Source organism: Paenibacillus sp. 1SOY10, from assembly GCF_056836745.1.
The window spans coordinates 87,771-112,618 of the sequence record NZ_JBXENK010000002.1 but is presented as its reverse complement, the minus strand read 5'-3'; the positions used below and the strand labels follow the sequence as shown (position 1 = coordinate 112,618).

At 46.0% G+C, this 24,848-nt stretch carries 22 protein-coding genes; 3 read left to right on the top strand and 19 right to left on the bottom strand.

The annotated features are described in order from the left end of the window. Nucleotides 1-9: 9 nt before the first annotated feature. Nucleotides 10-966 carry an ABC transporter permease gene (locus AC1VOR_RS06430; protein ID WP_482616612.1) on the bottom strand — a complete coding sequence of 319 codons (957 nt, stop codon included), beginning with the start codon at nucleotides 964-966 and terminating at the stop codon, nucleotides 10-12. A 386-nt stretch (nucleotides 967-1,352) separates the two neighbouring features. On the opposite strand from AC1VOR_RS06430, the gene AC1VOR_RS06425 reads away from it, so the two are divergent. Continuing rightward, nucleotides 1,353-4,118, top strand: coding sequence for an alpha-mannosidase (locus AC1VOR_RS06425; protein WP_482616611.1), 2,766 nt, complete (start codon nucleotides 1,353-1,355; stop codon nucleotides 4,116-4,118). Nucleotides 4,119-4,150: 32 nt separating this feature from the next. Then, the gene (locus AC1VOR_RS06420; protein ID WP_482616609.1) at nucleotides 4,151-5,431 is read left to right on the top strand and encodes a glycoside hydrolase family 125 protein; all 1,281 of its coding nucleotides are present in this window, start codon (nucleotides 4,151-4,153) and stop codon (nucleotides 5,429-5,431) included. Between the two features lie 108 nt (nucleotides 5,432-5,539). Here the strand turns inward: AC1VOR_RS06420 and AC1VOR_RS06415 are convergent, their stop codons facing one another. The 15 genes from AC1VOR_RS06415 to AC1VOR_RS06345 form a co-directional block, all read right to left on the bottom strand. Next, nucleotides 5,540-6,169, bottom strand: coding sequence for a stalk domain-containing protein (locus AC1VOR_RS06415; RefSeq protein ID WP_482616606.1), 630 nt, complete (start codon nucleotides 6,167-6,169; stop codon nucleotides 5,540-5,542). Between the two features lie 99 nt (nucleotides 6,170-6,268). Further along, nucleotides 6,269-7,498, bottom strand: coding sequence for an MFS transporter (locus AC1VOR_RS06410; protein WP_482616603.1), 1,230 nt, complete (start codon nucleotides 7,496-7,498; stop codon nucleotides 6,269-6,271). An 88-nt stretch (nucleotides 7,499-7,586) separates the two neighbouring features. Beyond that, on the bottom strand, nucleotides 7,587-8,174 hold the full coding sequence (locus tag AC1VOR_RS06405; RefSeq protein ID WP_482616601.1) for a TetR/AcrR family transcriptional regulator: 588 nt from the start codon (nucleotides 8,172-8,174) through the stop codon (nucleotides 7,587-7,589). Nucleotides 8,175-8,333: 159 nt separating this feature from the next. Continuing rightward, a complete protein-coding gene (locus AC1VOR_RS06400) occupies nucleotides 8,334-11,501 on the bottom strand; it encodes an alpha-mannosidase (protein ID WP_482616597.1) in 3,168 nt (1,055 codons plus the stop codon). Next, nucleotides 11,498-12,166, bottom strand: coding sequence for a hypothetical protein (locus AC1VOR_RS06395; protein WP_482616596.1), 669 nt, complete (start codon nucleotides 12,164-12,166; stop codon nucleotides 11,498-11,500). Before AC1VOR_RS06395 ends, AC1VOR_RS06400 begins: the two co-directional genes overlap by 4 nt. Nucleotides 12,167-12,189: 23 nt before the next feature. After that, nucleotides 12,190-13,086, bottom strand: a complete 897-nt coding sequence (locus AC1VOR_RS06390) for a carbohydrate ABC transporter permease (protein ID WP_482616594.1) — start codon at nucleotides 13,084-13,086, stop codon at nucleotides 12,190-12,192. Continuing rightward, entirely contained in the window at nucleotides 13,086-13,982 is an 897-nt protein-coding gene (locus tag AC1VOR_RS06385; RefSeq protein ID WP_482616593.1) for an ABC transporter permease, read from the bottom strand. Before AC1VOR_RS06385 ends, AC1VOR_RS06390 begins: the two co-directional genes overlap by 1 nt. Beyond that, nucleotides 13,979-15,565, bottom strand: coding sequence for an extracellular solute-binding protein (locus tag AC1VOR_RS06380; RefSeq protein WP_482616591.1), 1,587 nt, complete (start codon nucleotides 15,563-15,565; stop codon nucleotides 13,979-13,981). Before AC1VOR_RS06380 ends, AC1VOR_RS06385 begins: the two co-directional genes overlap by 4 nt. Before the next feature lie 165 nt (nucleotides 15,566-15,730). After that, nucleotides 15,731-18,001 carry a helix-turn-helix domain-containing protein gene (locus AC1VOR_RS06375; RefSeq protein WP_482616589.1) on the bottom strand — a complete coding sequence of 757 codons (2,271 nt, stop codon included), beginning with the start codon at nucleotides 17,999-18,001 and terminating at the stop codon, nucleotides 15,731-15,733. Nucleotides 18,002-18,163: 162 nt separating this feature from the next. Then, a complete protein-coding gene (locus AC1VOR_RS06370; protein WP_482616588.1) occupies nucleotides 18,164-19,039 on the bottom strand; it encodes a cation diffusion facilitator family transporter in 876 nt (291 codons plus the stop codon). A gap of 701 nt (nucleotides 19,040-19,740) precedes the next feature. Continuing rightward, complete coding sequence (locus tag AC1VOR_RS06365) at nucleotides 19,741-20,118, bottom strand: helix-turn-helix domain-containing protein (protein WP_482616586.1); 378 nt, start codon at nucleotides 20,116-20,118, stop codon at nucleotides 19,741-19,743. A gap of 396 nt (nucleotides 20,119-20,514) precedes the next feature. Continuing rightward, entirely contained in the window at nucleotides 20,515-20,898 is a 384-nt protein-coding gene (locus AC1VOR_RS06360; protein ID WP_482616585.1) for a LytTR family transcriptional regulator DNA-binding domain-containing protein, read from the bottom strand. A 15-nt stretch (nucleotides 20,899-20,913) separates the two neighbouring features. Beyond that, nucleotides 20,914-21,039 carry an AgrD family cyclic lactone autoinducer peptide gene (locus tag AC1VOR_RS06355; protein WP_482616583.1) on the bottom strand — a complete coding sequence of 42 codons (126 nt, stop codon included), beginning with the start codon at nucleotides 21,037-21,039 and terminating at the stop codon, nucleotides 20,914-20,916. Nucleotides 21,040-21,043: 4 nt separating this feature from the next. Next, a complete protein-coding gene (locus AC1VOR_RS06350) occupies nucleotides 21,044-21,571 on the bottom strand; it encodes an accessory gene regulator B family protein (RefSeq protein WP_482616582.1) in 528 nt (175 codons plus the stop codon). Continuing rightward, on the bottom strand, nucleotides 21,564-22,157 hold the full coding sequence (locus tag AC1VOR_RS06345; protein ID WP_482616581.1) for a hypothetical protein: 594 nt from the start codon (nucleotides 22,155-22,157) through the stop codon (nucleotides 21,564-21,566). Before AC1VOR_RS06345 ends, AC1VOR_RS06350 begins: the two co-directional genes overlap by 8 nt. Before the next feature lie 147 nt (nucleotides 22,158-22,304). Between AC1VOR_RS06345 and AC1VOR_RS06340 the strand changes: the two genes are divergently transcribed. After that, entirely contained in the window at nucleotides 22,305-22,736 is a 432-nt protein-coding gene (locus AC1VOR_RS06340; protein WP_482616579.1) for a YhjD family protein, read from the top strand. Between the two features lie 17 nt (nucleotides 22,737-22,753). Here AC1VOR_RS06340 and AC1VOR_RS06335 read toward each other — a convergent pair whose 3' ends face one another. The 3 genes from AC1VOR_RS06335 to AC1VOR_RS06325 all read right to left on the bottom strand — a co-directional run bounded on the left by AC1VOR_RS06335 (nucleotide 22,754) and on the right by AC1VOR_RS06325 (nucleotide 24,832). After that, entirely contained in the window at nucleotides 22,754-23,542 is a 789-nt protein-coding gene (locus tag AC1VOR_RS06335; RefSeq protein WP_482616578.1) for a GIY-YIG nuclease family protein, read from the bottom strand. Between the two features lie 203 nt (nucleotides 23,543-23,745). Continuing rightward, entirely contained in the window at nucleotides 23,746-24,435 is a 690-nt protein-coding gene (locus tag AC1VOR_RS06330) for a M15 family metallopeptidase (RefSeq protein WP_482616576.1), read from the bottom strand. After that, nucleotides 24,404-24,832 (bottom strand): phage holin family protein, encoded by a 429-nt coding sequence (locus AC1VOR_RS06325; RefSeq protein WP_482616574.1) that lies wholly within the window; start codon nucleotides 24,830-24,832, stop codon nucleotides 24,404-24,406. Before AC1VOR_RS06325 ends, AC1VOR_RS06330 begins: the two co-directional genes overlap by 32 nt. Nucleotides 24,833-24,848: the final 16 nt, after the last annotated feature.

Sequence of the window (24,848 nt, the reverse complement as noted above, 5' to 3'; positions counted from 1 at the left end):
CTCCTTTCTCTACCATAGGCTGGTTTCGCTCGTTCGCTTGGCAACCTTGTTGACGGTAATCAGCAAGAGCGCATTAACGATGGAATTAAACAAACCGACGGCGGTGGAGAAGCTATATTGAGCGCTGACCAAACCGGAGCGGTATACAAAGGTTGAAATGACGTCTGAAGACTCCATATTCAGCGGATTTTGTAGCAGCAATACTTTCTCATAGCCGACGCCCAGGATATTCCCCATATTCAGAATCAGCAAAATGGTAATCGTGGGAATAATGGTCGGCAAGTTAATGTTCAGCACACGTTTAAAGCGGCTGGCACCGTCCATAATCGCCGCTTCATGGAGTTGAGGGTCAACCCCCGCCAAAGCTGCAAGATAGATGATGGTGCCCCATCCTGTGCTCTGCCACACGCCAGACAATACATATACAGTCTTGAACCAGCGCGGGTCTGTCAGAAATGTTGGGGCTTCAATGCCAAAGAATTCAATCATGCGCACAATCATACCGGATGAAGGCGACAGGAACGTAATAATCATCCCCGCCATAACCACCATCGAGATAAAGTGGGGGGCATAAGTGACCGTCTGCACGGTCTTCTTGAACGCTCCGTTCCTGATCTCGTTGAAAGCTAGGGCCAGAATAATCGGGAGCGGGAAGCCAATGGCCAGTTCGTAGAAGCTAAGGCTCAGGGTATTCCACAGTAGGTCCCAGAAATAATAGGAATCAAAAAACCGCAAGAAATGATCGAATCCGACCCATGGGCTGCCTGTGATTCCTTTAACCGGCGTAAAATTTTTGAACGCGATTTGAATTCCGTACATCGGACCATAATGGAAGATCAAGAAGTACAGAACCGCCGGGGTTACGAATAAGTACAACTCCCAGTTCTTCAGCATTTTACGGCCGAGGGAGGATTCGCCGGTTGCGTTCCGGGTGATGCCGGATACTGTCCGGCCGCTTTTCTTCATATCGTATTCTCTCCTTTCTCTTTATCCAGCTTGTTCACGTCTGCTTTCGCCCTCCCTTTTTCTCTGTTTGGTTGGGCCGCAATTGCTAACGCTTACAATTCAAATTGTAGGGAATCAGATCTGACACCGTAAATATGTGGATTCTGAATTGTCATGTCAGCAATGCCCTTAAACCCTTTCATATCAAGGTTTTTTTGTTTTTACATTACGTTAACATCTGCCTTCCCAAGCAGCGAAATGTGTCAAACATGCATTCATGAATGCGTATGCAAATGATACATATTGTGATTTATTCAAGGGTGTGTAAATCTGCATACGAATGTGTCTTGACATAAATCCACGTATTTTCGTTTGTTGGGTTTACAAATGAATTAGGAGGGATTGATATGGCGCGGACAACCGCCCACCTGATTTCCCATTCGCATTGGGATCGGGAATGGTATATGCCCTATGAATATCATCATTATCTATTGACCGAGTTAATGGACACGTTGCTTCAGACGCTGGAGCAAGATGACCGCTATCGCCATTTTCATCTGGATGGACAAACCATTATATTGGAGGATTATCTTCAGGTTCATCCGGAAAAGAAGGAACTGCTGCACAAATACATCCGTGAGGGACGCATCAGCGTTGGCCCTTGGTATGTGCTGCAGGATGAATTCCTCACCAGTTCGGAGGCCAATGTTCGCAATCTGCTGATTGGACATCAAGACGCAGAGCAATTTGGAACCGTATGCAAACTGGGCTACTTCCCGGATTCCTTCGGTAATATGGGCCAAGCCCCTCAAATGCTGAAGCAGGCTGATATTGAGGTTGCAGCATTCGGGCGAGGAGTGAAGCCTACTGGCTTCGATAATAAGGTCGAGGACTTCTCTGGTTCTGAGTTTGAGTCTCCGTTCTCAGAAATGTACTGGGAATCCCCCGATGGCTCCGCCGTGCTGAGCTTGTTGTTCGCCAACTGGTACAGCAACGGGAATGAAGTACCGGTGGACGCTGAGGAGGCGACCCGTTATTGGAACAAGAAGCTGGAGGATGCTAAGAAATATGCCTCAACGCCAGAGTTGTTGTTCATGAACGGATGTGATCATCAGCCGGTACAAACGGATTTGCCAGATGGATTAGAACTAGCGAAGCAGTTATTCCCCGACGTAGACTTCAAACACTCCAGCTTCGATGAATATATTGAAGCTGTGAAGCATCAGCTTCCGGAGCAGCTTGCCACCGTAAGCGGAGAGCTCCGCAGCCAACATGCAGACGGCTGGGGAACACTGGTTAACACGGCCTCTGCGCGAATTTATTTGAAGCAGATGAATCAATATGGACAAACCTTGCTGGAGAAGGGGGCTGAGCCGCTCGCCACCCTGGCTTCCATCACTGGAGCGGCCACCTATCCTCACCAGCCGTTGACTTATGCCTGGAAGACATTGATGCAGAATCATCCGCATGACAGCATCTGTGGTTGCAGCGTGGATGAAGTGCATCGTGAAATGGTCACCCGGTTCGACAAGAGTAAGCATATGGCAGAAGCGGTGATTCAGGAGAGTCTGAAGGCCATTGCCGGGAATATTGGCACGCTTGACGTTGAAGCTTGGGATAAGGAAGCCATTCCGTTCACGGTGTTTAACACCTCAGGTTGGGCGCGCAGTGGAACGATCAGTGTAGAATTGATTGTCGCGAAGCGCTACTTCAAGGAAGGTCCTAACCCAGCTGCGATTGCAGCAGAGTTGGACAAGCTGCCCTTGGACCTGCAAGAAGGAAGCCTGCTGGATGACCAGGGTCATGCCTTGTCCGTTCGTGTGGACGACCTCGGGACTCACTTCGGCTACGAGTTGCCGAAGGACCGCTTCCGGCAGCCTTACATGGCCCGCAAGATCCGCCTTACCTTTGAAGCATCTGCTGTTCCCGCACTAGGCTTCCGTACGTTTGCCTGGCATGCGCAGACCGCCAAATCGACCATTCTTCCGGATTCATCGCCATTAGTCGTGACCAGTAACGGCATGGCTAATGAATTTCTAAGCGTTTATTTCCATGAGGACGGGTCTTACGATTTGACGGACCGTCAAACCGGTCACACCTTTCATAAGCTAGGGATTTTTGAAGACTGCGGAGATATCGGCAACGAGTATATGTTCCGGCAGCCGGAAGGCGATATCGCCTTGACGACGCGAGGAATTCCTGCAACCATCACATGTGTAGAGAAGGAAGCTTATCGTGTGACTTATGAAATAGTCCATGAATGGGCCATCCCTGCAGCCGCAGACGAGCGACTGCAAGAAGAGCAGCGCAAAATGATCCAATTCCGGTTGCGTAAAGCCGGAAGAAGCCCACAAATGCTACCCTTCCGCCTGACTACACGTGTGAGCTTGGAGAAATCGGGCCAAGGTCTGCTCATCTCTACGTCGTTTGATAATCAGGCGAAGGACCACCGCTTGCGTGTGTTGTTCCCGACAGGTCTGCACGCAGAACAGCATTTGGCAGATTCTATCTTTGAAGTTGCGAAGCGCGACATCACGCCTGCGCCGGAGTGGACGAACCCAAGCAATGCCCAGCACCAACAAGCCTTCGTCAGCGTGTCGGACAGCCAATTAGGTTTGACCGTAGCTAATAAAGGCTTGAACGAATACGAAGTATTGCGGGATGGAAGCAACACGATCGCTATCACGCTGCTTCGCTCGGTTGGCGAGTTGGGAGATTGGGGAGTATTCCCTACCCCAGAAGCGCAATGCCTTGGCGAGCACACGGTGGAATATGCGATATTCCCTCATCGCGGGGATGCGATCCAATCGCAAGCTTTTGCCGAAGCTTATGCGTTCCAGATTCCATGGTTCCATATCCAGCATGAGCTCAAGGAAGGACATCTGCCGACGACATATAGCCCGTTCACCTGGGACGGGCTAGGTCTGGCCTGGTCGACCTGCAAGCTGTCTGCACAAAATGATGTTGTGCTTCGCTGGTACAATCTGGACGGCAAGGCCGTTAAGCTTGGCATTAAGCCCCTTGTTCCGTTCACTGCTGCTTATCACAGTGATATTCTGGAGCGTCGTCATGACAAATTGGAATTACAGGAAGACACCCTGCAGCTAGAGGTGGGCAAGGCAAAAATCGTTACTGTGGCATTTCCTATCGACTCTACCACTACTCATTCATAACTCACATTACACATTACTAGGAGGAACTGATCATGAAACTACCTGCATCCATCGAACGATTCCTGGACGAAGCCGACGTACGGCTGGCCAATCATCCCAAATTAAAGCAATTGTTCCGCAATTGCTTCCCTAATACGCTGGAGACAACCACCAAGCTGCTGGACGATGGTACAACCTTTGTTTTTACCGGGGATATCCCCGCAATGTGGCTACGCGATTCAGTAGAACAGGTACGCCACTATATCCCATTTGCCAAAGGGGATGAGGAACTGCAGCGCATTATCGGCGGGCTGGTAAAACGCCAGATGTTCTATATCAACATTGACCCTTACACCAACGCATTTAATGAAACGGCCAATGACAAGCATTACCGCGACACCGATGAATGCGATTTGAATCCTTGGATGTGGGAGCGCAAATACGAACTCGATTCCTTGTGTTTTCCCGTACAGCTTGCGTACTCCTTCTGGCGTGAGACTGGCAACGAGACCATCTTCGATGAAGCCAGCTATCAAGCATTGAGCCGCATCGTTCAGGTCCTAAAAACAGAGCAACGTCATATGGAGCAATCCCCTTACCGCTTCGTGCGTCAAACCCATCAGGAGACAGAAACCCTGCAAAATGACGGTATGGGACTTCCGGTCAATTATACGGGCATGACCTGGTCCGGCTTCCGTTCCAGCGATGATGCCTGCCTGTTCGGCTATAACATTCCGGCGAATATGTTTGCCGTGGTCATCCTCGGGCATATCCGCGATATTGCCAAGGAAGTGTACAAGGATGAGCGTCTAGCCGAGCGTGCCGAGAAGCTGCGGAAGGAAATTGATTACGGCATTCGCGCCTACGGCATCGTAAATCACCCGACATACGGCAAGATTTACGCTTACGAAACGGACGGCTTCGGCAACTATTGCCTGATGGACGATGCTGGAACTCCAGGCTTGATGTCCATCCCTTATCTGGGCTACGTCTCGGCCGATGATCCCATCTATCAGAATACCCGCCGCTTTGCCTTGAGCTTCGATAACCCCTTCTATTTCGAAGGTGAATTTGCCAAGGGGATCGGCAGCCCGCATACACCAGGCGGTTATGTATGGCATATGGCCCTGTCCATGCAAGCTCTGACCTCCAATAACGATCCTGAAATCAAAGAGTTAATTGATACACTTATCGCAACGGACGCCGATACCGGCTACATGCATGAAGGCTTCCATCCCGATAATCCGGCTGACTTCTCACGGGAATGGTTCGCTTGGTCTAACAGCTTGTTCGCTGCCCTGATTTGCAAGGCTATGGACAAGGGATTAGTTTAAGCCAACCCTTCGCTACGTTCGCACATAAAAACATCATTAAACATTACAAAATAACCCCCTTCGCAGGCTCCTCTGAACCTGTGAAGGGGGTTGCTCTATTCATTAACTTTATTCGCTGGTAATGCTTAACGTATCCGTTGCCTTGTCATAAATGAGACTGGCACCCAGTCCTCTGGCAACCGCCTGGGCCGGAACATAGGTTATGCCATTGAGTACCTTCGGTGCAGCACTTAGTGTCTCAGCCAACCCATTATAGAAAATTTTGGAGCTGCCGATGGTTAAGGTAATCTCTTGTTCCCCCTTCACGATCCGAATCGTTTGAGTATCGGCATCCCATGAAGTTGCCGCCCCCAAGCTCTCGGCCAATTCGCGGAGAGGAACCAGATTTGTATTCTGCACAAAGATCGGACTACTGCTGAGAGCTACTACCTCGCCGTTAACTTTGAGCGTCAGACTTGATTTCTGATAGGAAGGAGCAGGTGCCTTCTTGGTCGTTTGTTTTGTTGTCTTGGTAGCCTTGATTTGTGTGCTTTTGGTGCCAGAGTCCGAGGACTTCTTGGATTTGGAGCTTCCTCCATTATGATAGTGATACTCTCCATACTCGAGCCCCCATTTCTCGCAGTTCGTCCGGCAGGTGTGTCCACCCTTGGAATCAGTGCGGCCAGGATGCGCCGCAGCGGGAATGCTTGCTGTAACCAGTACAATAATTAAAGTGAAGAACAAAGCCGCTTTTCTCATAGACTTGACCTCCCTGGTTATTCTTTCCTATCCAGTATAGCATGACCAGGTTGGCTTTTTGGGCTTTGTTCTCACTTTTCTCAGCCTATTATATTGTCCTTAAGAGTGGGGCCGGGCCTGCTGTGCTGACGAACTAGCTTGGAGCGTTGCCTTGTTAGGTCTTAGAGCCAGCACAAAGCATAAAATCAGCACGATCGCCGCCGAAATATAAGGATAGTTAATATTCATATCAAACAAGGATCCTGCTACTAGCGGACCGGCAATATTCCCCAAGCTTGTATAAGCCGAGTTCAAACCGGCCACATAACCCTGTTGATCTCCCGCCATCTTCGATAACTGCGTGCCCACGGCAGGACGCAAAATATCGATGGACAGGAACACCAGAAAGGTGATCAGGAAAATTAACCAATAGCGATGAACAAACAACGTTAGCAAAATGCATAAGCCGGCTGATATCAAAGTGATGGAGATGACTCGTTTCTCTCCAAACCGATTAAGAATAGCGCCAAATACTGTGGCTTGCACCACTGCGCCCGAGATGGAGCCAAAGGTAATAATCATGGCTATATCCCGTGGCGTAAAACCAAACTTGTGATCTACAAAGAGACCAAAGACCGTCTCATAATTCGCCAAACCGAATGAAAGCACGAATACAATAATCAAGCTGACAAAATAAGGCTGGCGATAGGAACGCGCCAATTGTACAAACAAGTTCTCTTCTACTCGTTTCGTCCCCTGTTTGCTTTCTTCTTGATTATTTTGCTCACCACGAGATTCTGGTAGCATAAAGCTGGTGACAATTGCTGCCACCAATCCGGCAACGGCTGCCGCATAGAACGGAACACGTATTCCGAATTCGGCAATGTAGCCGCCGATACCAGGGCCGATAATAAAGCCGGTTGTAATAGCGGCATTAATTAGCCCCATGCCCTTAGCTCGTTCTGCTCCAGTGGTTACATCTGCTGCATAAGCCATGACGGCTGGCATGATGAAGGCTGCGCCAACACCCCCAAGCATTCTGGCAGCAAACAGTAACAACGGCGTGCTCGCCGCGCCGAAAATCCATTCCGATAAGCCGAACACCAGCATCCCGGCAACAATAATCTTCTTCCGACCGAGCGAATCCGACAATCGGCCGGCAAACGGTGAAAATAATAGCTGAGTCAGCGAAAAGGCCGCCACCAGCATCCCTACCATACTGCCACTGATATGCAGTTCCGTCATGTAGGTAGGCATAATTGGGATGACAAGTCCAATCCCCATAAACACAAGAAAAATATTGAGCATCAACAGCAAAATAGCACCGTTATTGCGTAGCAGTAAAGACATGATGATTTCCTCCAAATAACATTAGAATAATTTTATCATTATTATATATACTGAACGTTCGGTCTGTATTAAGCGAAAGAAAAAATATCTAAGAAGATATCCCGTTCAGAAAAATCGTAATTGATGCATGGTATAACCGCCGTACTTCTGCCAATTTGACAAGACGAGTCATCTGACTTAAACCCACCATCAGACTTTCCAGCAGCACAGATAATGTCTCCGCATCCCCCTGAAACTCCCCGGAAGCAATGCCTTGTTCCAGCAGGTCCTTGTTAAAGGCAAAATGGTTGGCAAAAATATCAGCCAGTCTGGCCCGAACCTCCTCGGACAAATTATCGCCGCCTACAAACTCGTCCATAGCCTTGGCCATCGGATGATCCACATCCTCCAATGCCATTTGATCCGCCATTGCATACAATTTATCGGTCGCTGTCGGATATAAATGCTCCTTCTCCTTCCAGCGATACTCCCAATCCGCATCCCATTCCTCAATCAGATACAGGAACAGGCCTTCCTTGCTCTTAAAATGGTAATAGATATTCCCCTTGCTGCTGCCCGTAGCCTTTACGATATCCTCGATCGAGGTCGCCTTATAGCCTTTCTTGAAGATCAATTCTTTGGCTGCCTCCGTGATTCGCCTTCTCGTTTCCAAGCTTTGCTGCAGCTTCTTGTTCATAGGAACACCTCACTTTATACTGAACGTTCGTTCTGTATCTTAACAGAAAAAAGACCGCATGGTCAACTGGAAACATGAAACTTGGCGGTAAAGAAAAGAACTCCCAGACACGATATCGTGCTGAAAGCTCTCTCCTCCGTTATAACAACAAAATATTTGCTATTTCAATGAAAGCCTGACAGTCTTGATCTCAAAAGGTCTGAATTCCAGTGGAATCCCCAGGTCATGCACAGACAAGGTTGTTTGAGCCACTTCCCTCATATCGGACTGGTAAGCTTCGGCAACGGGGGCGTGACTTTGCAAGATACATCTTGTCGCCGTACTTTGGGACTCATACATTCTTATAATGACATCTCCGCTTTGATCATCTGCTTGCTTGATGGTCTCTATAATAATGTTCCCATACCGAAAATCGTGGAGGTTGCTGTTCATCGCACGATGATCCATGGAAATGGAGAATAAGCTTTGATCCGGAGTCGAGCCTTGTTGTACATGAACCGGATAATTAAGCTCATATCCATGTTGAGTCGTACCGCTGTCGGCGAAAGACCCGCGATAAGCATAGAAAGAATAAGTAAATGAATGCTTGCCTTGATCAGCATACATATCAGGAACCACGGGGGCTTTAAGCAGAGTCAGGTTGATGCTGTTCCCTTCTACGCTGCTCCCGTACTTGCAATTATTTAATACAGCAAATCCATGCCCTGCTTCCGCCAGTGCTACATATTTATGATGCCATACTTCAAACCGATCCGCATCATATTGACGCGACCGATGCGTCGGACGTTTCACGTAACCGAACTGGATTTCATGGAGGGCCTCTTCCGCATGAACCAGAACTGGAAAATTGACTTTTAGAAGCTTATGCTGCTCATGCCAATCAATCTCTGTCTTGAAATCTACCCGTCGGCTACCTTGCTCCAACCAAATGGTCTGCTGCAGAAGTGACTGATTAAGCTTTCGAGTGACAGAAATGGCAGCAAACAACCTCCCACCATCACTAACAATGTCCACTTGCGCCCGGTCCTCCAGCACCACAGGCATGGAAGCATACATCGTGCCGATCTCCCAGGCATCATACTCCATATTTACGTCTTTATACATTTTGAAATTATTGCACAGCCCATCGGCATACTGCATACCCGTTTCTTTATCCACAATCTCGGTAATCTGCCCCAAGTCATTAAATAACACACGAAGCGACTCATTCTCCAGCACGGCGCCACCGTTCTCCATATAAGCACGGCAGGCAGGAGCCTCTGTCTGTACTTCGCTAACGGCCTCTTCATAAGGATATATCGTGCGATACCCGCAGGGCGGCAGCTCTAACTCTACATAGCTTTTTCCCTCCAGCACTTGCACAGGAAGCTTATTGTCATCGCAATCGACGACTCCTGCCATTCCTTCTGGAAGCTGGACCTGCACACGCCGCTGCCAGGATAAGGAGTTGAACAGAACCAGGCCTGTTTTACCCTCCTGTTCCGGTCCTTTCATCGCCTGCCCAACCAGGGAATAGGTTGCTTGATGAAGCAGACGGGCCGTATCCGCTTGAATAAGAGCATAGTCCTGCTCAGCCTCTTCGTTGACTCTGGTAATCGATGTGCCTGCCAAAATATCATGAAACTGATTAAACAGCAGCTTCTTCCATAGAAAATCCAACGAGTCATGGGGATAGTTTGTTCCGAGTTTTGCTGAGGCAAGAGCAGCCCACAGCTCTGTTTCACGCAAAGCCACTTCAGATTTGCGATTTCCCTTTTTCAATTTGGCCAGAGAGGTATAGGTGCCTCGATGCCATTGAAGATACAGTTCACCCACGTAACGCTCTTGCGGTAACCCTCGCCGCTCGATCGCTTGAAAGAAGTCGATGGGACTCTCCAGTCTTGTTCGGGGTGCTCCCTCCAAATCCTTAACACGAGTTGACAGCTCATAAATATCTCGAGTGGGTCCCCCTCCGCCATCGCCGTAGCCATAAGGAAACATAAAGGTGTCTATGTTCTCTTGCTGGTTACGATCCTCCTCCCAACGTTGGATTAAAAGCTGGGGATCAATGCCCGAGTTGTTCTTCTTGAGCATGTGAGAAAGGATCGCCGTCCCGTCATGCCCCTCCCACATAAAAATATTGTAAGGAAACATATCGCTTTCCGGAGGACAACGCAGCAGCTTCTGTGTGGCAAAATAACGTATCCCGCAGCCAGCCATAATTTGAGGCAAAGCTGCTGTAAAACCAAAGGTATCTGGTAACCACGCCATGACAGATTCAGTCCCGCACTCTTCCTCATACCATTTCCTACCGAAGGTAAATTGCCGAATTAAGCTTTCTCCACCCGGAATGTTGGCATCTGACTCAATGTATAGACCCCCTTCGGGAATGACTTGACCGTTTGCTATTTTGTCCTTGATCCGGTCATATACGTCAGGGTAATGCTCCTTAATGCTCTCCAGAATGGGAGCCTGACACAAAAAGAAACGATATTCAGGATATTCGTCCATCAGCGCAAGCTGCGAGGAAAGTGTGCGGGCCGACTTTCGCTTCGTCTCAGCAAACGGCCATTTCCATGCCAAATCCAGATGAGATTGTCCAAACACAGTAAAGAGCGGTGCCGTAGTTCCGTTAACAGCAGCCAGCAGAGGAGCCAATTGCTCTCTGGCTTGAATGTACCCTGCAATTCTTTGTTCCGGAGGCTGCTCAAAATCTACAATTTGGGTAAACTGCTTCAATCCCTCGGCCACCTTTTGCGCACGTAAGGATTTGGCTTCCAGCGACAGCCTTAATTTATTGAGCGTGTAGACATCCAAAGTAAGCTGGTACGCAGGCTCATTCCAGATCGCAACCACGGCCGCTCCTACCTTACATTGAAATGGAGGCGGTTCTGGAACCGGAATTCTGCCGGGAGGATAAGGCCCTCCATTCTCTAGTCTTAGACCGTGTCCCGCATAGCTTTCAATCAGAATCTCGAACTGTTCACCCACTTGGGCGCTGCGGGTTAAAGTGATGTATTTATGCTCCAGATCGCGAGATCCGGCAAGCTTTCCGTTCACCCAAATCAGCATTTCTCCACCTACATCAGGACTGAAGATGATGCGGTGTCCCTCGGCTTGCGGAGGAAGCGTAATCTCAGTACGGAACCAACCATACTCCCACTTGCCCCCCCAAGGCGTTCCCGGAGGCATCGGCTGAAAATGTTGTTGTACCGCGGCTTCCGGCGTGAGCATCTCTTTTGTCGTGAAACCACTGCACTCTACAGTTGCAATAGGATGCTGGATATCCTGCTGCAACTCGTTTAGCCATATCTCTATCCGCTTATTCCACTCTCTGCTGATCTTCATTCCGCTTTGTCCTGTTGCCTGATTTCGGCCAATCTGGCCTGAATCCGCTCAGGAACCTCCTTATGCAGTTCTGACCAAGTCACATACAATAGGGGATCAATGCGGTATTCTTCAAATTCCATGGAGGGCTTAAATCTGAATTGCTGCAAGTATTGCCGTACTAATTGATCTGTTTCCTCGTCGGTACTGTACACACCTTGAAACGGGCCGGTGACGATAAGCCCTTGCCTTCCTGCTTCCTGATCCGTGCAGATCATCAAATCAGGAATAAGATAGAACATATCTGACCTCGGCATAAATGCATGCTTGCCTGGCTGCGAGTATAATTGGATATGGGTTCCCTCCATCAGATTGCTATGGTCAGGCAACAGCCCCTTAAAGTAATGGCCATGAAAGCTCGCTTCACAATCCAGCACCTCTCCATCAGCTCCCACATAGACCCAGACATGCTCAAGTTCATAGAGGTGTTGGATATCGTAATCCCAATAAATAGCATACTCAATGATTGCCTTAAGCCCTGGTTCATCGAACGGGAATACCCTTCTTGATGAAGGAGATGGGCCTGCTCCCTCCAGCACCGTAATACCTACACGAACAGGATAAAAGGGTTCATTTTGATCAAAGAAAAGATAAGGCGCATAACGAGAAATCCATTCAATATCCATAGGAATCATTCCTCCTGAAATTTTTATTCTTTGACAGACCCCAGCATAGCTCCAGAAATAAAGTATTTTTGCAACCATGGATATACAATTAGAATTGGAACGGTTGCAAACATAATGCTCGCGGCCTTAATACTTTCTGGCATAATGGAGACCAGTTGGTCTCCCTGCATGGATAAAGGATCATTGGTCATGCTGTTGACCACAATCTGATATAGCTTAAGCTGAATAGGATACAACTCTGGCTTGGTGATGTACATTAGAGCATCCATAAACCCGTTCCACCGACCCACAGCATAAAATAGACTTATCGTAGCCAGTGCAGGCAACGATAAAGGAATGACAATTTGCCATAGAGTACGAAAATGACCGCTACCGTCTACCTCCGCTGCCTCCAGCAGCCCATCCGGGAGGGAACGGATAAAATTAATGAGAATGATGAGAAAAAACGGATTGATCAGGGACGGAAAAATCAGCGAGCCTAGATGATTAGTTAAATGCAAGCTACGAATAAGCAAATAGTCAGGAATCGTCCCACCACTAAAAAACATAGTAATTAAAATCATGAACATGATTGCTTTACCGCCCCGCAACCGCTTGGACAACGGATAAGCTGCAGCAAACGTCATGATCATTGCCGAGCCGGTGTACGCAACCGTCAGTATGATGGTCAAAGCTAACGACTTGACCATGGAGTTATCCTGAAGCACGATTCTATACGCCTCGAAATTAAATTCGCGGGGGAAAATAGACACATCTCCCGATAAGATAGCTCGGCTTGAGCTAAGTGACATGGAAGCGATATGAAGCAAGGGAGCAAGGCATAGGATAACGAGCACCGTAAGCAAGCTTATATTAATGATCTCAAAGAGTCGGCTGCTCCCCTTGAGAGCTTTAGCACGTCCAATTTGTTCAGCCTTCATCAAATGACTCCATTTTCAGTTATTTTCTTGGCAATCGCGTTGGCACTCAGCAGCAACACAATGCCCACTACCGCTTGGAACAGCCCCACAGCCGTCGCAATGGAATAATCGCCTGTCTGGATTCCAACTCTATACACGAACGTGCTGATGACTTCCGAAAAATCCCGAACGCTAAAATTGCCGAGGACGTAAGGTCGGTCAAAGCTGATTTGGACAATGTCGCCTATTTTAAGAATCATCATGACTACAACCGTTGAACTAATGCCCGGAAGCGTAATCGACCACATTTTTCGAAATCGTCCTGCGCCATCAACAGATGCTGCCTCGTACACCTCAGGATTAATGGCTGTAATTGCCGCCAGGTATAGGATGGTCCCCCATCCCGCGCTTTGCCAAACCCCAACGGCCAAGTAAGTCGTCAGCCAATGGTAGGGATTGGTGAGAAACGGGACAGGCCCCATGCTAAAGTAATACAGCACTTGATTGATAATGCCTGTATTTGTAGCAAACACCTGATACATGATGCCACCTATAATGACCCAGGAAAGAAAGTGAGGTAGATAGAGCATGGTTTGTGCAAATTTCTTAAACATCTTCTGCCTCACTTCATTCAGCAGCAACGCCAGAACTATTGGAGCCGGGAAAGACACCAACAAATCTAGCAGATTCAGCATCAACGTATTTCTTAGCGCTTTGTAAAAGTCGCTCATTCCGAATACTTCACGGAATACATCCAAACCCACCCATGGGCTTTCCGCAACTCCCTTAAACAAGTTGTAATCTTTAAAAGCAATCAGAATCCCGTACATCGGACCATATTTAAAGATGAGAAAATAGGCGATCGGAAGCACTAGCAGAGTATATAGTTGCCAGTTGCGGGCTAAGTAGCCTCTCATTTCTTCATAGCCTGATAGGCTTCTGTACGTTCCTTCATAATGGCTTCCCCACCACTGGCCATATAGTCCTCGATCAATTTATCGTATAAACTGCTGAAATCTTCAGGCTTGGCCATAATGGTCTTGACGAGAAGTTCGCCATATTTAACCTCCAGAGTAGGCAAATATTTGTTCTCTGCCTCAATCGGAGTCGTAAAATTGGCATACTGAATCGTATCCGTTTGGGATATGCGATACGCTTCCTTCACATATTCACGGAATTTCTCAGGTACTGATGCGGCCGCTGCCTCCCAATTTAACTCGTCATTCCCCAAGTCCTGTCCTTGTGTGATCATCGTAATGTCCACGGAGTTATACATCCGTTTGGTCGTTTCTTCCGATTCAATACGAACAGGAATTCCTTCGACCATATTGTAGTTCTCTCCCTCAATTCCGTTCATCAAGGTAAATAGCACCTCAGGCTGTGCCATCCAGTCCAAATATTTAATCGCTTCTACGCCACGCTTGCTTGAAGCAGGAACCATCAGATAGAATCCCGTCGGAGCATAGACTGGCTTCAAGTGTTTGCCTGCATCGTTGGTATAAGGGTCCATGGGAATTAACTCAGCACCTGGGATGTTCTCCGCCAATACTTTGGCAATTCCCGGTGTGCTAGCATAACTGTTGCCCAAATTATCACTGTACATCCCGATCTTGCCGGTCATCACATCCTGAAATACCTGCTTCTCATCCTTGTCCAGGGCAAAGTCCGGGCTTATTAGCTGTTCATTATACAATTTATTGAGAAATTGAAGTGCTTCCTTATGACCTGGCAAGAGAACAGGAAAGCCCAAGCTCTCTGACATAGTGTAACGCTCTTCTTCGGTTAATCCATCCTTGATGAACGACCATACCACCGGCTCTACGGAGCCCGGTGTAAGTGAGAAACCAAGCGGTATTACCTTGCCTCCGGTGTTGCCCGGGTCCTGCTCCTTGAAAGCCTTTAACGTCTGATAAACTTCTTCTGTTGTTTGAGGAATCGGCAAATTCAATTTATCCAGCCAGTCTTTGCGAATTAATTGCTCATATTTACCAGTATGAACCCGCCGACCTGGAATAGAATACTGCACGCCATCGACTTTGCCGTACTCTAGGGTATCGGCCAAATATTTTTTTAAATTGGGACCATATTCTTCAACTAACGCGTCCAACTCCATTAGTCCCCCTGCCTTGGCATAAGCATAAGGAGTGAGTGGACTGGTGTTGGCAAACACAACATCCGGTGCATCGCCGCTGGACATCATCACGTTTACTTTATCACCAGCATCAGCTCGTGGAATCGGTACAAATTCTACATCAATATTATTGGGTTCTCCGAAATTCTGCTGTACATAATCAGTCCAATAATTTTCTGTAGCCGTGAACCCTGCCGGTGAATTGCCTCTGTCGAAAATTCCAACCTTGAGGGTAACCCGCTCGGTAGCGGTGGAAGTCTCCCCACCTGTTGTCGGATTTGCTGCATTCCCTGCCGAGCACCCGGCAAGCAGACCAACCGCTACGGTTAGAGACAGCATAGAGCGAATCACTTTGTTTCTCGTAAACATTGAAGCACCTCGCTATACGTTTTTTTTGAACTGCAATTACGTTATAGCGTTCTTTTCCATCCCACGACAATTTACATGATTCTAAGAGATATACAAAAAGGCAGTCATGGTCCAGCGTGCTTAGTTTTGTTCTGCCTTATCCAAATTCCGAAGACATACAAAAAATCAGAATCCGTTTTTGGTACTGCTTTCCCATGCCTCAGTAGTAGGGTGTATACGTCCTGGTACCATCATCTTTCGGTAGTCCCCGGGAGAAACACCTACAATTTTTTTGAATATACGACCGAACGAAATAGCATGCTCATACCCTACCTGACGGGCAATTTCATGAATTGATAAATTCGTTTCACGCAACTGCTTCTGCGCTTGCTCCAGACGAAGCCCTATCAGGAAGTCCACAAATTTGACGCCAAAAGCCTCCTTAAACAATTGACTAACATATTTCCCGTTCATGCCAAAACGATCACTTATATGATTTAAAGAGAGATCTGGATTCGTATAATTGTCCTCAATGTATTTACGTACTTCATAAATTAGCGGCTTGCTTTGAGCAGAACTCAGCCATTCTGCATATTTATCGTACAATTCACTAATGAGTTGCTCATACCAACTACGAATTTCGCTTGTCGTTTCTAAAATTCGCAAGGCTGCAAGGAGTTGGATATAAGTGGTTTGTCGCCAATACTCATTGATTTCCGGAGAGATTTCCTCCATCTCACGGGCAAACCTGTGCATAAAGTAATTTAGAATTAACTGCATATCCTCATTCTTAAGCACCCGTTCTTCTAAATGATCAAATATAAGAGCGAAATCATCCCTCCATTGAGAGGAGGGAATTCGAAAATGCAAGACCAAATCATCCAGCCATTTGTAATACATAGATGGAATCTCATGCTCTGTACCTTGAATTTGCGCATGAACAATCACCCGATTGTTCCCAGCCGTCATTTTATACTGAAGTGCGTGTCTGGCCGTGTGATAAGAATTCTTCAAGCAAGTCAAACTTAAAGCCTCAGAACCAACCCCAATCGTTACCGAGAAGGCAAGCTCATCCACACACCACTGGCGCAAACGCTCCAATACCGCATCCAACACATCCATCGAAGAAGTAAATGAAGTTGATCCATCATCAATTACTTGAACAAGTACACTTAGCCGATCTCCTGATGTCCAATCAAGACATAACGTTGTAAGCTTGCGTTCAGACAAATCCTCTGTTGCCTGAGCTAATCGTTCCTTGGAAAGAAGCAGGCCCGGCCGATCCTTTTGAAGCAACGGGACATATTTATCAATCTCCAAAATGACGATGTATAGGCTACCGTCATCTTCTCCCAGACCGAACAAGCTACGATATTGAATCAAGCTATCCGGCTGTATGTCATACCCCTCTTCCTGCAACTCCATGAAGAATTGCTTGCGCTTCACTTTGGAATTCTCAGCCTGATGCTGATCCATAAGATCAATTTGAGTTAGCATACTATCGAACGCGTGCTCAATAATTGAAAATTCATCGCTTCCGGGCGGATGGGTTTCAGATTGGTAGGATGCGGCCCTGCGCACCATTTGCTCAATCGGACGATAACTTTTGTGAATAATCCTCATAATGAAAGCAATGATCACAGCCAAGGCCAGCAAGATAGCCGATAGAGGTCCTGAAGCAAGCATGGCAGCCTGACTCAAATGCCCCTCTTGATAGGTGCCGCTGATAAAACGCCAACCTACATAACCAGACTCCATCCTTGTAAGTGGCTGATCCCTGGAGATGGATGCACTTGCAGTAGAGTAAAGCACCTGATTGTCGGTATCCACAATATCCATATAGCTCTGATTGCCCCTTTGAAAATGATTTGCCATGGACAGCAGAAGCTCTGCTTTTACATTCAGGACAATAACACCTTGACCGCCAACCGATCGCTTGGTTATGGAAATCACACGTTCGGCTGGATCAATAAGCGGAAATTCGGTGTATAAGCGTATAGGAGACCAAGTTGCATCAAGAGGTTTATCTAGCGATTCAAGAATAAAAGCATGATCGGGAAACTCCTCCAACGTGCTGATATAGTTACTAGTGAGTACCTTTTGATCCCGATAGCGGTAGAGGTAAATAGAATGGATTAAGGGATTATTGCGAATTTTCACAATCTCACCGGATGCCCGGTAATTAATGAGGCTTGTTTCGTTGGAAGTTTCGGATAAATAATTGTTGATGGCTTCATTTTTGACGATTTGATTAGCCAGCATCAGTTCGATATTCTTCAGTGCACCTTCCATGCCTTCAACAACCTGGCTGGTATAGGCGTGATTGGCTGCCTCAACTTCCTTCTCATAATTACGATAGGTTATCACAACAACGATTGAGATGATGACGGCTCCGGCGATTAGCATGGTTGCGAAGTGGGACATGAGCAATTGCTTGTACCATCTCTTGTTCTTCATTACTAATTTCATCCTTCCAAATGACCTTGTACCCCCCATCTTACCTAAGCTATGTAAAGACAGTATTGGCTATAAAAAAACTCTTTTTACATAGTGTAAAAAGAGTTTTGGGCAACATGCTATTTATAGTTATCTGGTGTATATGCCTACTTTTATAGAACGTTACTTGGAAGGCTCGTAATGCACATGCACTTCAAGCACTTCTGTGGATTTCTTCAGCTCATTCTCAACATTGGTAGCGACATTATGAGCCTCTTGGAAACCTAGCTCTCCCTTAATCGATAGAACAACGTCCACAATGGCATTACTTCCATAATTTCTGGCCCGCAGTTCTTTAACCTCTTCAACGCCCTCCACCTGCTTTACAGCCTCCTTAAAGGACTGGACAACCGTTTCGTCAAAACCATCAGATAGATGAAGGGACGCTTCACGAAAAATATCCCATGCGGTTTTGCAGATAATAACGCCAACCACGACAGCCGTTACCGAATCTAACCAAGGATATCCAAACTGAGATCCTATAATGCCTATGACCGCCCCGATACTAACCAAGGCATCGGATATATTATCTTTGGCAGCCGCCATAACCGCCTGACTTTTAATTTTAAGGGCAAGATTTTTGTTGTAGCGATACACTAAGTACATAACCACTGCACAAAAGAGGCCCGTCCATACCGATATTAAATCGGGTACCTGATGATTTCGCTGGAATACAGAAACAATGGCTGTGATCAGGACCTGTATCCCAACAGCCATCATAATAAATGAGGCAATTAACGAAGCGATGGTTTCCGATTTCCAGTGCCCATACGGATGATCTTCATCCGCCGGTCTTTGGGCTAGCTTGAGACCAATCAGCACCGCTATGGAGGCAACGATATCTGTTGCATTATTTAAACCGTCCGCTTTCAGGGCTTCCGAATTGGATACTACGCCGATAATTAGCTTCAACGTAGACAAACAAACATAAGCAATAATACTTATGATAGCTCCGCGCTCACCCAATTTTAAATTCTCATAGCGTTGATGCTGCTCCATGATCTATTCGCCCCTATCGCCCTGAACTTCGTTTTTACATACTAACAGACGCGATTTGAGTGGGTCTAGAGAAACGTTTTTATCCAAAGGACGAAAAATGGCCCTGATCAAAGAAGGTTGCACAACGCCAAAATGTTTGCAGACAAGCATTCTTAATCGCCACAAGCATCACCTCCCTTAGAATAAAAGAAAAAAGCCTGCAGCAATGGCAGGCTCATGGTATAATTTGGCTTGTACAACACACCTTGAGTGGGTGCGGTCTCCTCCGGAAAGGAGGTGAACCGTATGAACTTCTCTTTCTCCGATGTAGTCATGTTTGCAGCCTTTATCGTTGCACTTTTAACATACATTGAAAGGAAAAAGAAGTGACCCACTCTAAGGTCGGCACCTGTGAGGGTCACTTCTTCATGAATTAAACTTTCTTGGAGGGCATAACCCCACTCAAGTTGTTTGTACAGAGGACGGTTTGCCGACCGTCCTTGTTTCTATTGTTATCGTAACACATCAGAACTAGATGTAAAACATATATTTTTGTCAACCTACAACAGTCTACAAGAATGAAGTTAAATCTTTGTTGGTAAAGGGCTTTTGCGGTTTCGGGTATTGTTTAGGCTAGCCCAAAAAATATGTGTAAAGTTATGTGTTTGCGGGTAATGTGCGGGTAAGGAAAAGACTCCATCTTTAATTGATGGAGTCTTTATTCATTTGCTAAGAAAGTCAACAAGGTCCATATCTATTTCATATGCGTTTACTAAGGAAATTGCTACTTTTAATGTTATTTTGCTTGGGTTATTTTCAAAATATATTAATTTGTCTCGATCTATTCCTATTTTTTCGGCTGCTACGCGCAGGCTAAACCTTTTTTGCAGCCTAATTTCCCTTATATTTGTAGGCATCATAACACATCCTTGTTGTGATTGTTCAAATAATAGCATAATGATAGAATGATATTGGAACACCTTACCCGAAAGGAGTAAGTTATTTTTGGATATCTCCCGAGGGAGATGCTTACTTCCTGACTTGCTCAAACAAAAAGGATGGACCCAAACCTTTTTTGCCCAAAGGTCAGGTCGCAGCATCCGTATGGTCTCCCATTTCTGCAATAACAAGCGCGCAATGTTGCCGGAGGATATGTATGTGGCAGCTTTGCTGCTGGATTGCAATATGGCTGATCTGTATGAGTGGGTCAGAGAGTGAGCTTGCGGACTCCGCACTCCCTCGGTCGTTTCTGGAACAATTTGTTCCAAAAAATCTTTTATACCCTCGCCATCTTATTATTTCCTTCCTCTATTTTTCCTAGCACCTCCTTAACTGACATCAATTTAAGGAATCCCTATAAATCATATTTAATACCAAATGATGGTGCTTGTAAATTTAATTTCGTCTGACGAATTTTGTGAGTTCGACACCACAATTCGACAACATTCCCCATTCGTTATATGATAAAATGTCCACCGAAATAAAAAAAGAAGCCGTTATGCACGGCCTCTAATAATATCTGTATTTTCACTTGTTCTGTTCGCTAACAATTTTTCAATTCGTTCAAACCTTGACCACGCAATAGTACACCGCTTACCCCTGCGTGTTTCCTCAAAATACACTAGTTTTTTTATTGGGTCTAGCGCAGTTACCCGGTCCAAATTGACCACGTTATTTCGATCAACTTGTCTAAACCAGTACCCACTACTATTTAAAACCGCCGTCCAATACTTGAGCGTGCCTGTACAATAAAACACATCGTCTATTGTATGTATTAGCACCCTGCCAGCATTGCGGTCATACTCCATATAGATAACATCACCGACGCGCAAATTGTGTATGCCCGCTGTACCGTCGGCGTCCCTGGTGACCGTAAGCATTTTATCATCTCCAAGTTATTTTCTTAACAATTCTTCTGGCGGCTTTGGGTTATTGATAAAAATCAAGCTGGCCGGAACCACTGAAGCAGCAGCAATCACACTGAGTATACTCGCAACGGAGCTATACAAAAACGTTTTCATTCCCTCACCTCCTTTCCCTGATTAAGTATAGAATTAAAGTAATCGACTGGATAAAATAAGCCATAGCTGCCAGCGAAGATAAAAAATAAAAGTTGGTTGCAACAAGTATTAATGCAGCTACCTTTAAAGCCGGAAAAAACTTAGCGGGGATTATCGTCTGCTGCTCTACTCCTATCGGTGCTAATATTGCAATAATAACCACACTGATTGCTGTCAGCACTATTATTGATAACTGGTTAAGAGTAACAAAGGCTAAAGCGCCAGCCGAAATAGCAGTCACTATAGCGCAAGTCATGCTTGACTCAAGATGGATGCCTCCCGTAATTTGGCGCAGTAGAGCAAAAAACACGAGTAGCAGCATAGTTTCAACTGTTTTTCCGGTGATGATAGAAATCAAAAGAGACAAGCCCACAACGGTAAAAAAATTGATCATAATTATTAATGAATGCTTCAACACATTTAAGCTCGCTGGATGGTGAGGCACAACACTTTTGATATGTATCGCCATTTTGTTTGCCATTGTCTCAATCATCGATTTCACGTTCCTTTGCTATCCCGTAGTAAATGAAAATGATTGACGCCGCGCCGAAAAAGACAAGACTGACCCATAAGTCACGTTGATACATTGTCACGCCTGTCAATACGTAGGAAGAGATAATAAGTAACAGAACGAGAAGGCGTTCTCCTTTAAATCGTAATTTTTCAAAATCCATCGTGAATCCAATTCCCAGCTTGTACAAAACTAGAGAAAGCAAGAAGGATACTACGCTTGTCACCAGTTGCGTCAACGGGTTCAACTCCATAAATGTCAGCAGTATAGCCTGGATAGTTCCATAAAGAAAAAATCCTGAAAAAGATATTATTGCCGACCAAATGAAGGGTATTTTAATGATCGTTGTTAGCAAAAATACATAGCACATGAGATTAATAATTGTTGCTAAATACCCCAAGTCGTAATCTGATCGCAAAAAGTAGCTTTGTAACCCCATCAAAATAGAGATAATGATGGAATTCCAAACATAGTCCAATGCATTGATCCTAAATATAGATAGCATCAACGTCAGTGCTGCCAGTACCTCTAAAATGCCAAAAAGCAAAAACAAAATTATCTCACTCATTAATGGTATCATCCTTAAATGTATTAGTAATGATGATATTCCACACTTGGTCCTTTTTTCCTGCTTATTCGACATCTCTATCCACTTGATTATATAACAGTTCTGGGGTTAAAATAAGAACAAACGTTCTGTTAAGAGGTGCATATAATGCCGCCATTACTAACCAATGAAGACCAAATAAACGTTAAGCTATATATACTACTACCTATGCTGATAACTGTTTTTGAGCGAGATAAGCAAATAGCGGCCAAGGCGTTTAAATCTCCAGACCCGTACCTTGCGTTGATCGACAAAGCGATTCGGTCAGTCGAGCTTGATGCCCGAGAGGTGCGCCGCAAACTTAGGCTGCTGGGGATAAAAGTATATGAAGAGAGACGAACTGTAGATGGCCTAGAAACCAAGTATCTATGTAGGGGGTATCATCACAACTTTGGGATGTTATGGCCCATGATCAAGGCGGAGTCCCGTATATTGATGGATAGGTATTTAGGGTTGGATGTATCGCAGTATATTAACCCGGCGGTACCGATAGGCAATGATGATTTTGATAGGTTGGGCAAAGGAAAGACCGCCAAGTGATGGCGGCCCTGGTAGGTTTATTGTGCTTCTTCTGCTGCTATCCGGTCACGATGTCGCGTCAAAGCCCGCGTACTGCTGTTGTGCTTGTAAATCGTATACGGTACTTCGATATCGCATTCAAGCTTTCTCACAATGTTTTCAATATCTCCATAATAAATCTCAAACCATTCACCGCGGATACGTTTGTCAGCAAATAAGTTGTGTAATTCGCTCTCTAACCTACTACTGTTAGGTGTGGTCAAAATTAACGTTTCAGTTAATTCATATGGTAGTTTGGCCGTGAAATGATGCATTCTTGATGAAAGATTGATTGTCCTTCCGATTTTGGTTAATCCATTATCTGCCGTAAGAAAATAAACATATTCAATCTTTTTCTCGTCATCGTTCTGCTCGCATTTATTGGGAGTAAACCTTTTATTAATATCATCTTTCTTTACATATCCGACCAATTGTTCAAGCGCATTTTTCAACCTATCCGGAATACGAAAACTTGTACTGGTATGTTGATTGTAATAATGCCTGTCAATGATGGCTACAGCATACTCTGTAAAGCTAGCGGAAAGTTCATCATTGCAACTTAATATATAGTTTACCGTGCGGGCAACATTCGGGATTCTGATACTATCTGAATTTCCGTACCAATGTGTGACTAATATCAATCTATTATTACTAGTCAGCGCAAGATATTCCCCTTTATCTCCAACAACGTATGCTTCGGTTATTTCTTCATCATGATACAGTAAATCATTTATATGTTTAAATCCTAACGACTCTGCAACGCTTTCTTCAACTTCGCGGATATTCATTCAAATGCCCCCATTCAATTTTATAAACAGGATGCTAATTCGTGTTGGGTTAACATCTTATCATAACAGCACAAAATATAACAATGTTCTGGTGTTCTCATAAAAGGCGAACAAAAAAATGCCCGATAGTTATCGACAATTAGTCGAGTTCTATCGGGCATTTTCACCTATGCTTTAGGATTTGATAAGTTAATTATCACCTATTATCTGGAAACCCGCAAGCCCACAGCTAAGGTACGCCACCCCTCTTGGGTAAACTCTGGCTCACTGATCACGCCGCCCAAGTCTGCGGAACCAAACTCCGACACAAACCACTTGGGAGCCGGTACGCGCTTAGCTGCTGTCTCCAACTCTACTACCCTCTTGGTCAACTTACTCAGCTCTTCCTTCATTGCTTCGTCATCCTCTCTATTAATAACTGCTAAAGCTCTTGCCATAGCCGTTTCAGTGGGCTGTCTGCCCGCTCGATACTGTGTCGTGGTCAAACCGAAGCACATCTCAAAGTGAGGATAGTCCTTAAAACTCTTCCAATCCCCACCCCATTCAAATCCAAGAGACTTAGCGATCTCGACCACCATCATCCAGGATGGACCAACTTCCCACGACACTGATTTTCCGTCGGCCCTAAGCAGGCAGAAGTCTACGGCCACCCCAAAGTTGTGATTGCTATAGCCACCTCGGGCATTGGTGACGATGTTTCCCGGCTTAGTACGTCCCTGCGCATACAGTGCGTCTTGCTCCGCTATGGTCCGCAGTCCTTGCGTGATTAGGATAGGCACACCGCAAGCAAAAGAGCGCTCAATTAAGCGCTCCGTAGCCTGACGTACGACCGGATGCAAGCCGGATAGCCTGGCCTGCGACTTACCCTTTACGTAGTCCAGTGTCAGCGTCATTGTCCTGGTCGCCTCCTTTACCTCTCAGTACAGCTATGGCCCGTTGCAGCACTGGCGGGATCGGGGCCCCTAGCCGTCCAGCGTTTTCAAGCAGGCTTAACAGCTCATTAGACAAATAGAAAAATATAGCCGCATCCCTAAATAGGTGGGCATCTCCCAACGCCGTATCAACCAGGTGAGCCATAGCCACAATGACTAAGATCATTACTTTACGAGCGATGCCCAGGTATCCGACCTTGCTACTAAGTTTCCCCTCGTAACCCGCAGCGACCACGCCAGAAATATAATCCACTACCATAAAGACCAGCAAGATTGTAAGCAACACGGACCATCCTCCAAATAAAAAACCAGCTATAACACTAATCACGGGCAAAATTGTTTTGTATACATTATCCATTCTTATCATCCTCTCA

Coding starts and splice junctions, on each gene's coding strand:
- AC1VOR_RS06375 (WP_482616589.1), bottom strand. CDS start 18,001: ATGAAGAACAAGAGATGGTACAAGCAATTGCTCATGTCCCACTTCGCA.
- AC1VOR_RS06425 (WP_482616611.1), top strand. CDS start 1,353: ATGGCGCGGACAACCGCCCACCTGATTTCCCATTCGCATTGGGATCGG.
- AC1VOR_RS06345 (WP_482616581.1), bottom strand. CDS start 22,157: ATGAGTGAGATAATTTTGTTTTTGCTTTTTGGCATTTTAGAGGTACTG.
- AC1VOR_RS06335 (WP_482616578.1), bottom strand. CDS start 23,542: ATGAATATCCGCGAAGTTGAAGAAAGCGTTGCAGAGTCGTTAGGATTT.
- AC1VOR_RS06430 (WP_482616612.1), bottom strand. CDS start 966: ATGAAGAAAAGCGGCCGGACAGTATCCGGCATCACCCGGAACGCAACC.
- AC1VOR_RS06400 (WP_482616597.1), bottom strand. CDS start 11,501: ATGAAGATCAGCAGAGAGTGGAATAAGCGGATAGAGATATGGCTAAAC.
- AC1VOR_RS06410 (WP_482616603.1), bottom strand. CDS start 7,498: ATGTCTTTACTGCTACGCAATAACGGTGCTATTTTGCTGTTGATGCTC.
- AC1VOR_RS06420 (WP_482616609.1), top strand. CDS start 4,151: ATGAAACTACCTGCATCCATCGAACGATTCCTGGACGAAGCCGACGTA.
- AC1VOR_RS06390 (WP_482616594.1), bottom strand. CDS start 13,086: ATGAAGGCTGAACAAATTGGACGTGCTAAAGCTCTCAAGGGGAGCAGC.
- AC1VOR_RS06385 (WP_482616593.1), bottom strand. CDS start 13,982: ATGAGAGGCTACTTAGCCCGCAACTGGCAACTATATACTCTGCTAGTG.
- AC1VOR_RS06325 (WP_482616574.1), bottom strand. CDS start 24,832: ATGGATAATGTATACAAAACAATTTTGCCCGTGATTAGTGTTATAGCT.
- AC1VOR_RS06350 (WP_482616582.1), bottom strand. CDS start 21,571: ATGATTGAGACAATGGCAAACAAAATGGCGATACATATCAAAAGTGTT.
- AC1VOR_RS06360 (WP_482616585.1), bottom strand. CDS start 20,898: ATGCTTACGGTCACCAGGGACGCCGACGGTACAGCGGGCATACACAAT.
- AC1VOR_RS06330 (WP_482616576.1), bottom strand. CDS start 24,435: ATGACGCTGACACTGGACTACGTAAAGGGTAAGTCGCAGGCCAGGCTA.
- AC1VOR_RS06380 (WP_482616591.1), bottom strand. CDS start 15,565: ATGTTTACGAGAAACAAAGTGATTCGCTCTATGCTGTCTCTAACCGTA.
- AC1VOR_RS06340 (WP_482616579.1), top strand. CDS start 22,305: ATGCCGCCATTACTAACCAATGAAGACCAAATAAACGTTAAGCTATAT.
- AC1VOR_RS06365 (WP_482616586.1), bottom strand. CDS start 20,118: ATGCTGCGACCTGACCTTTGGGCAAAAAAGGTTTGGGTCCATCCTTTT.
- AC1VOR_RS06370 (WP_482616588.1), bottom strand. CDS start 19,039: ATGGAGCAGCATCAACGCTATGAGAATTTAAAATTGGGTGAGCGCGGA.
- AC1VOR_RS06355 (WP_482616583.1), bottom strand. CDS start 21,039: ATGAAAACGTTTTTGTATAGCTCCGTTGCGAGTATACTCAGTGTGATT.
- AC1VOR_RS06405 (WP_482616601.1), bottom strand. CDS start 8,174: ATGAACAAGAAGCTGCAGCAAAGCTTGGAAACGAGAAGGCGAATCACG.
- AC1VOR_RS06415 (WP_482616606.1), bottom strand. CDS start 6,169: ATGAGAAAAGCGGCTTTGTTCTTCACTTTAATTATTGTACTGGTTACA.
- AC1VOR_RS06395 (WP_482616596.1), bottom strand. CDS start 12,166: ATGGATATTGAATGGATTTCTCGTTATGCGCCTTATCTTTTCTTTGAT.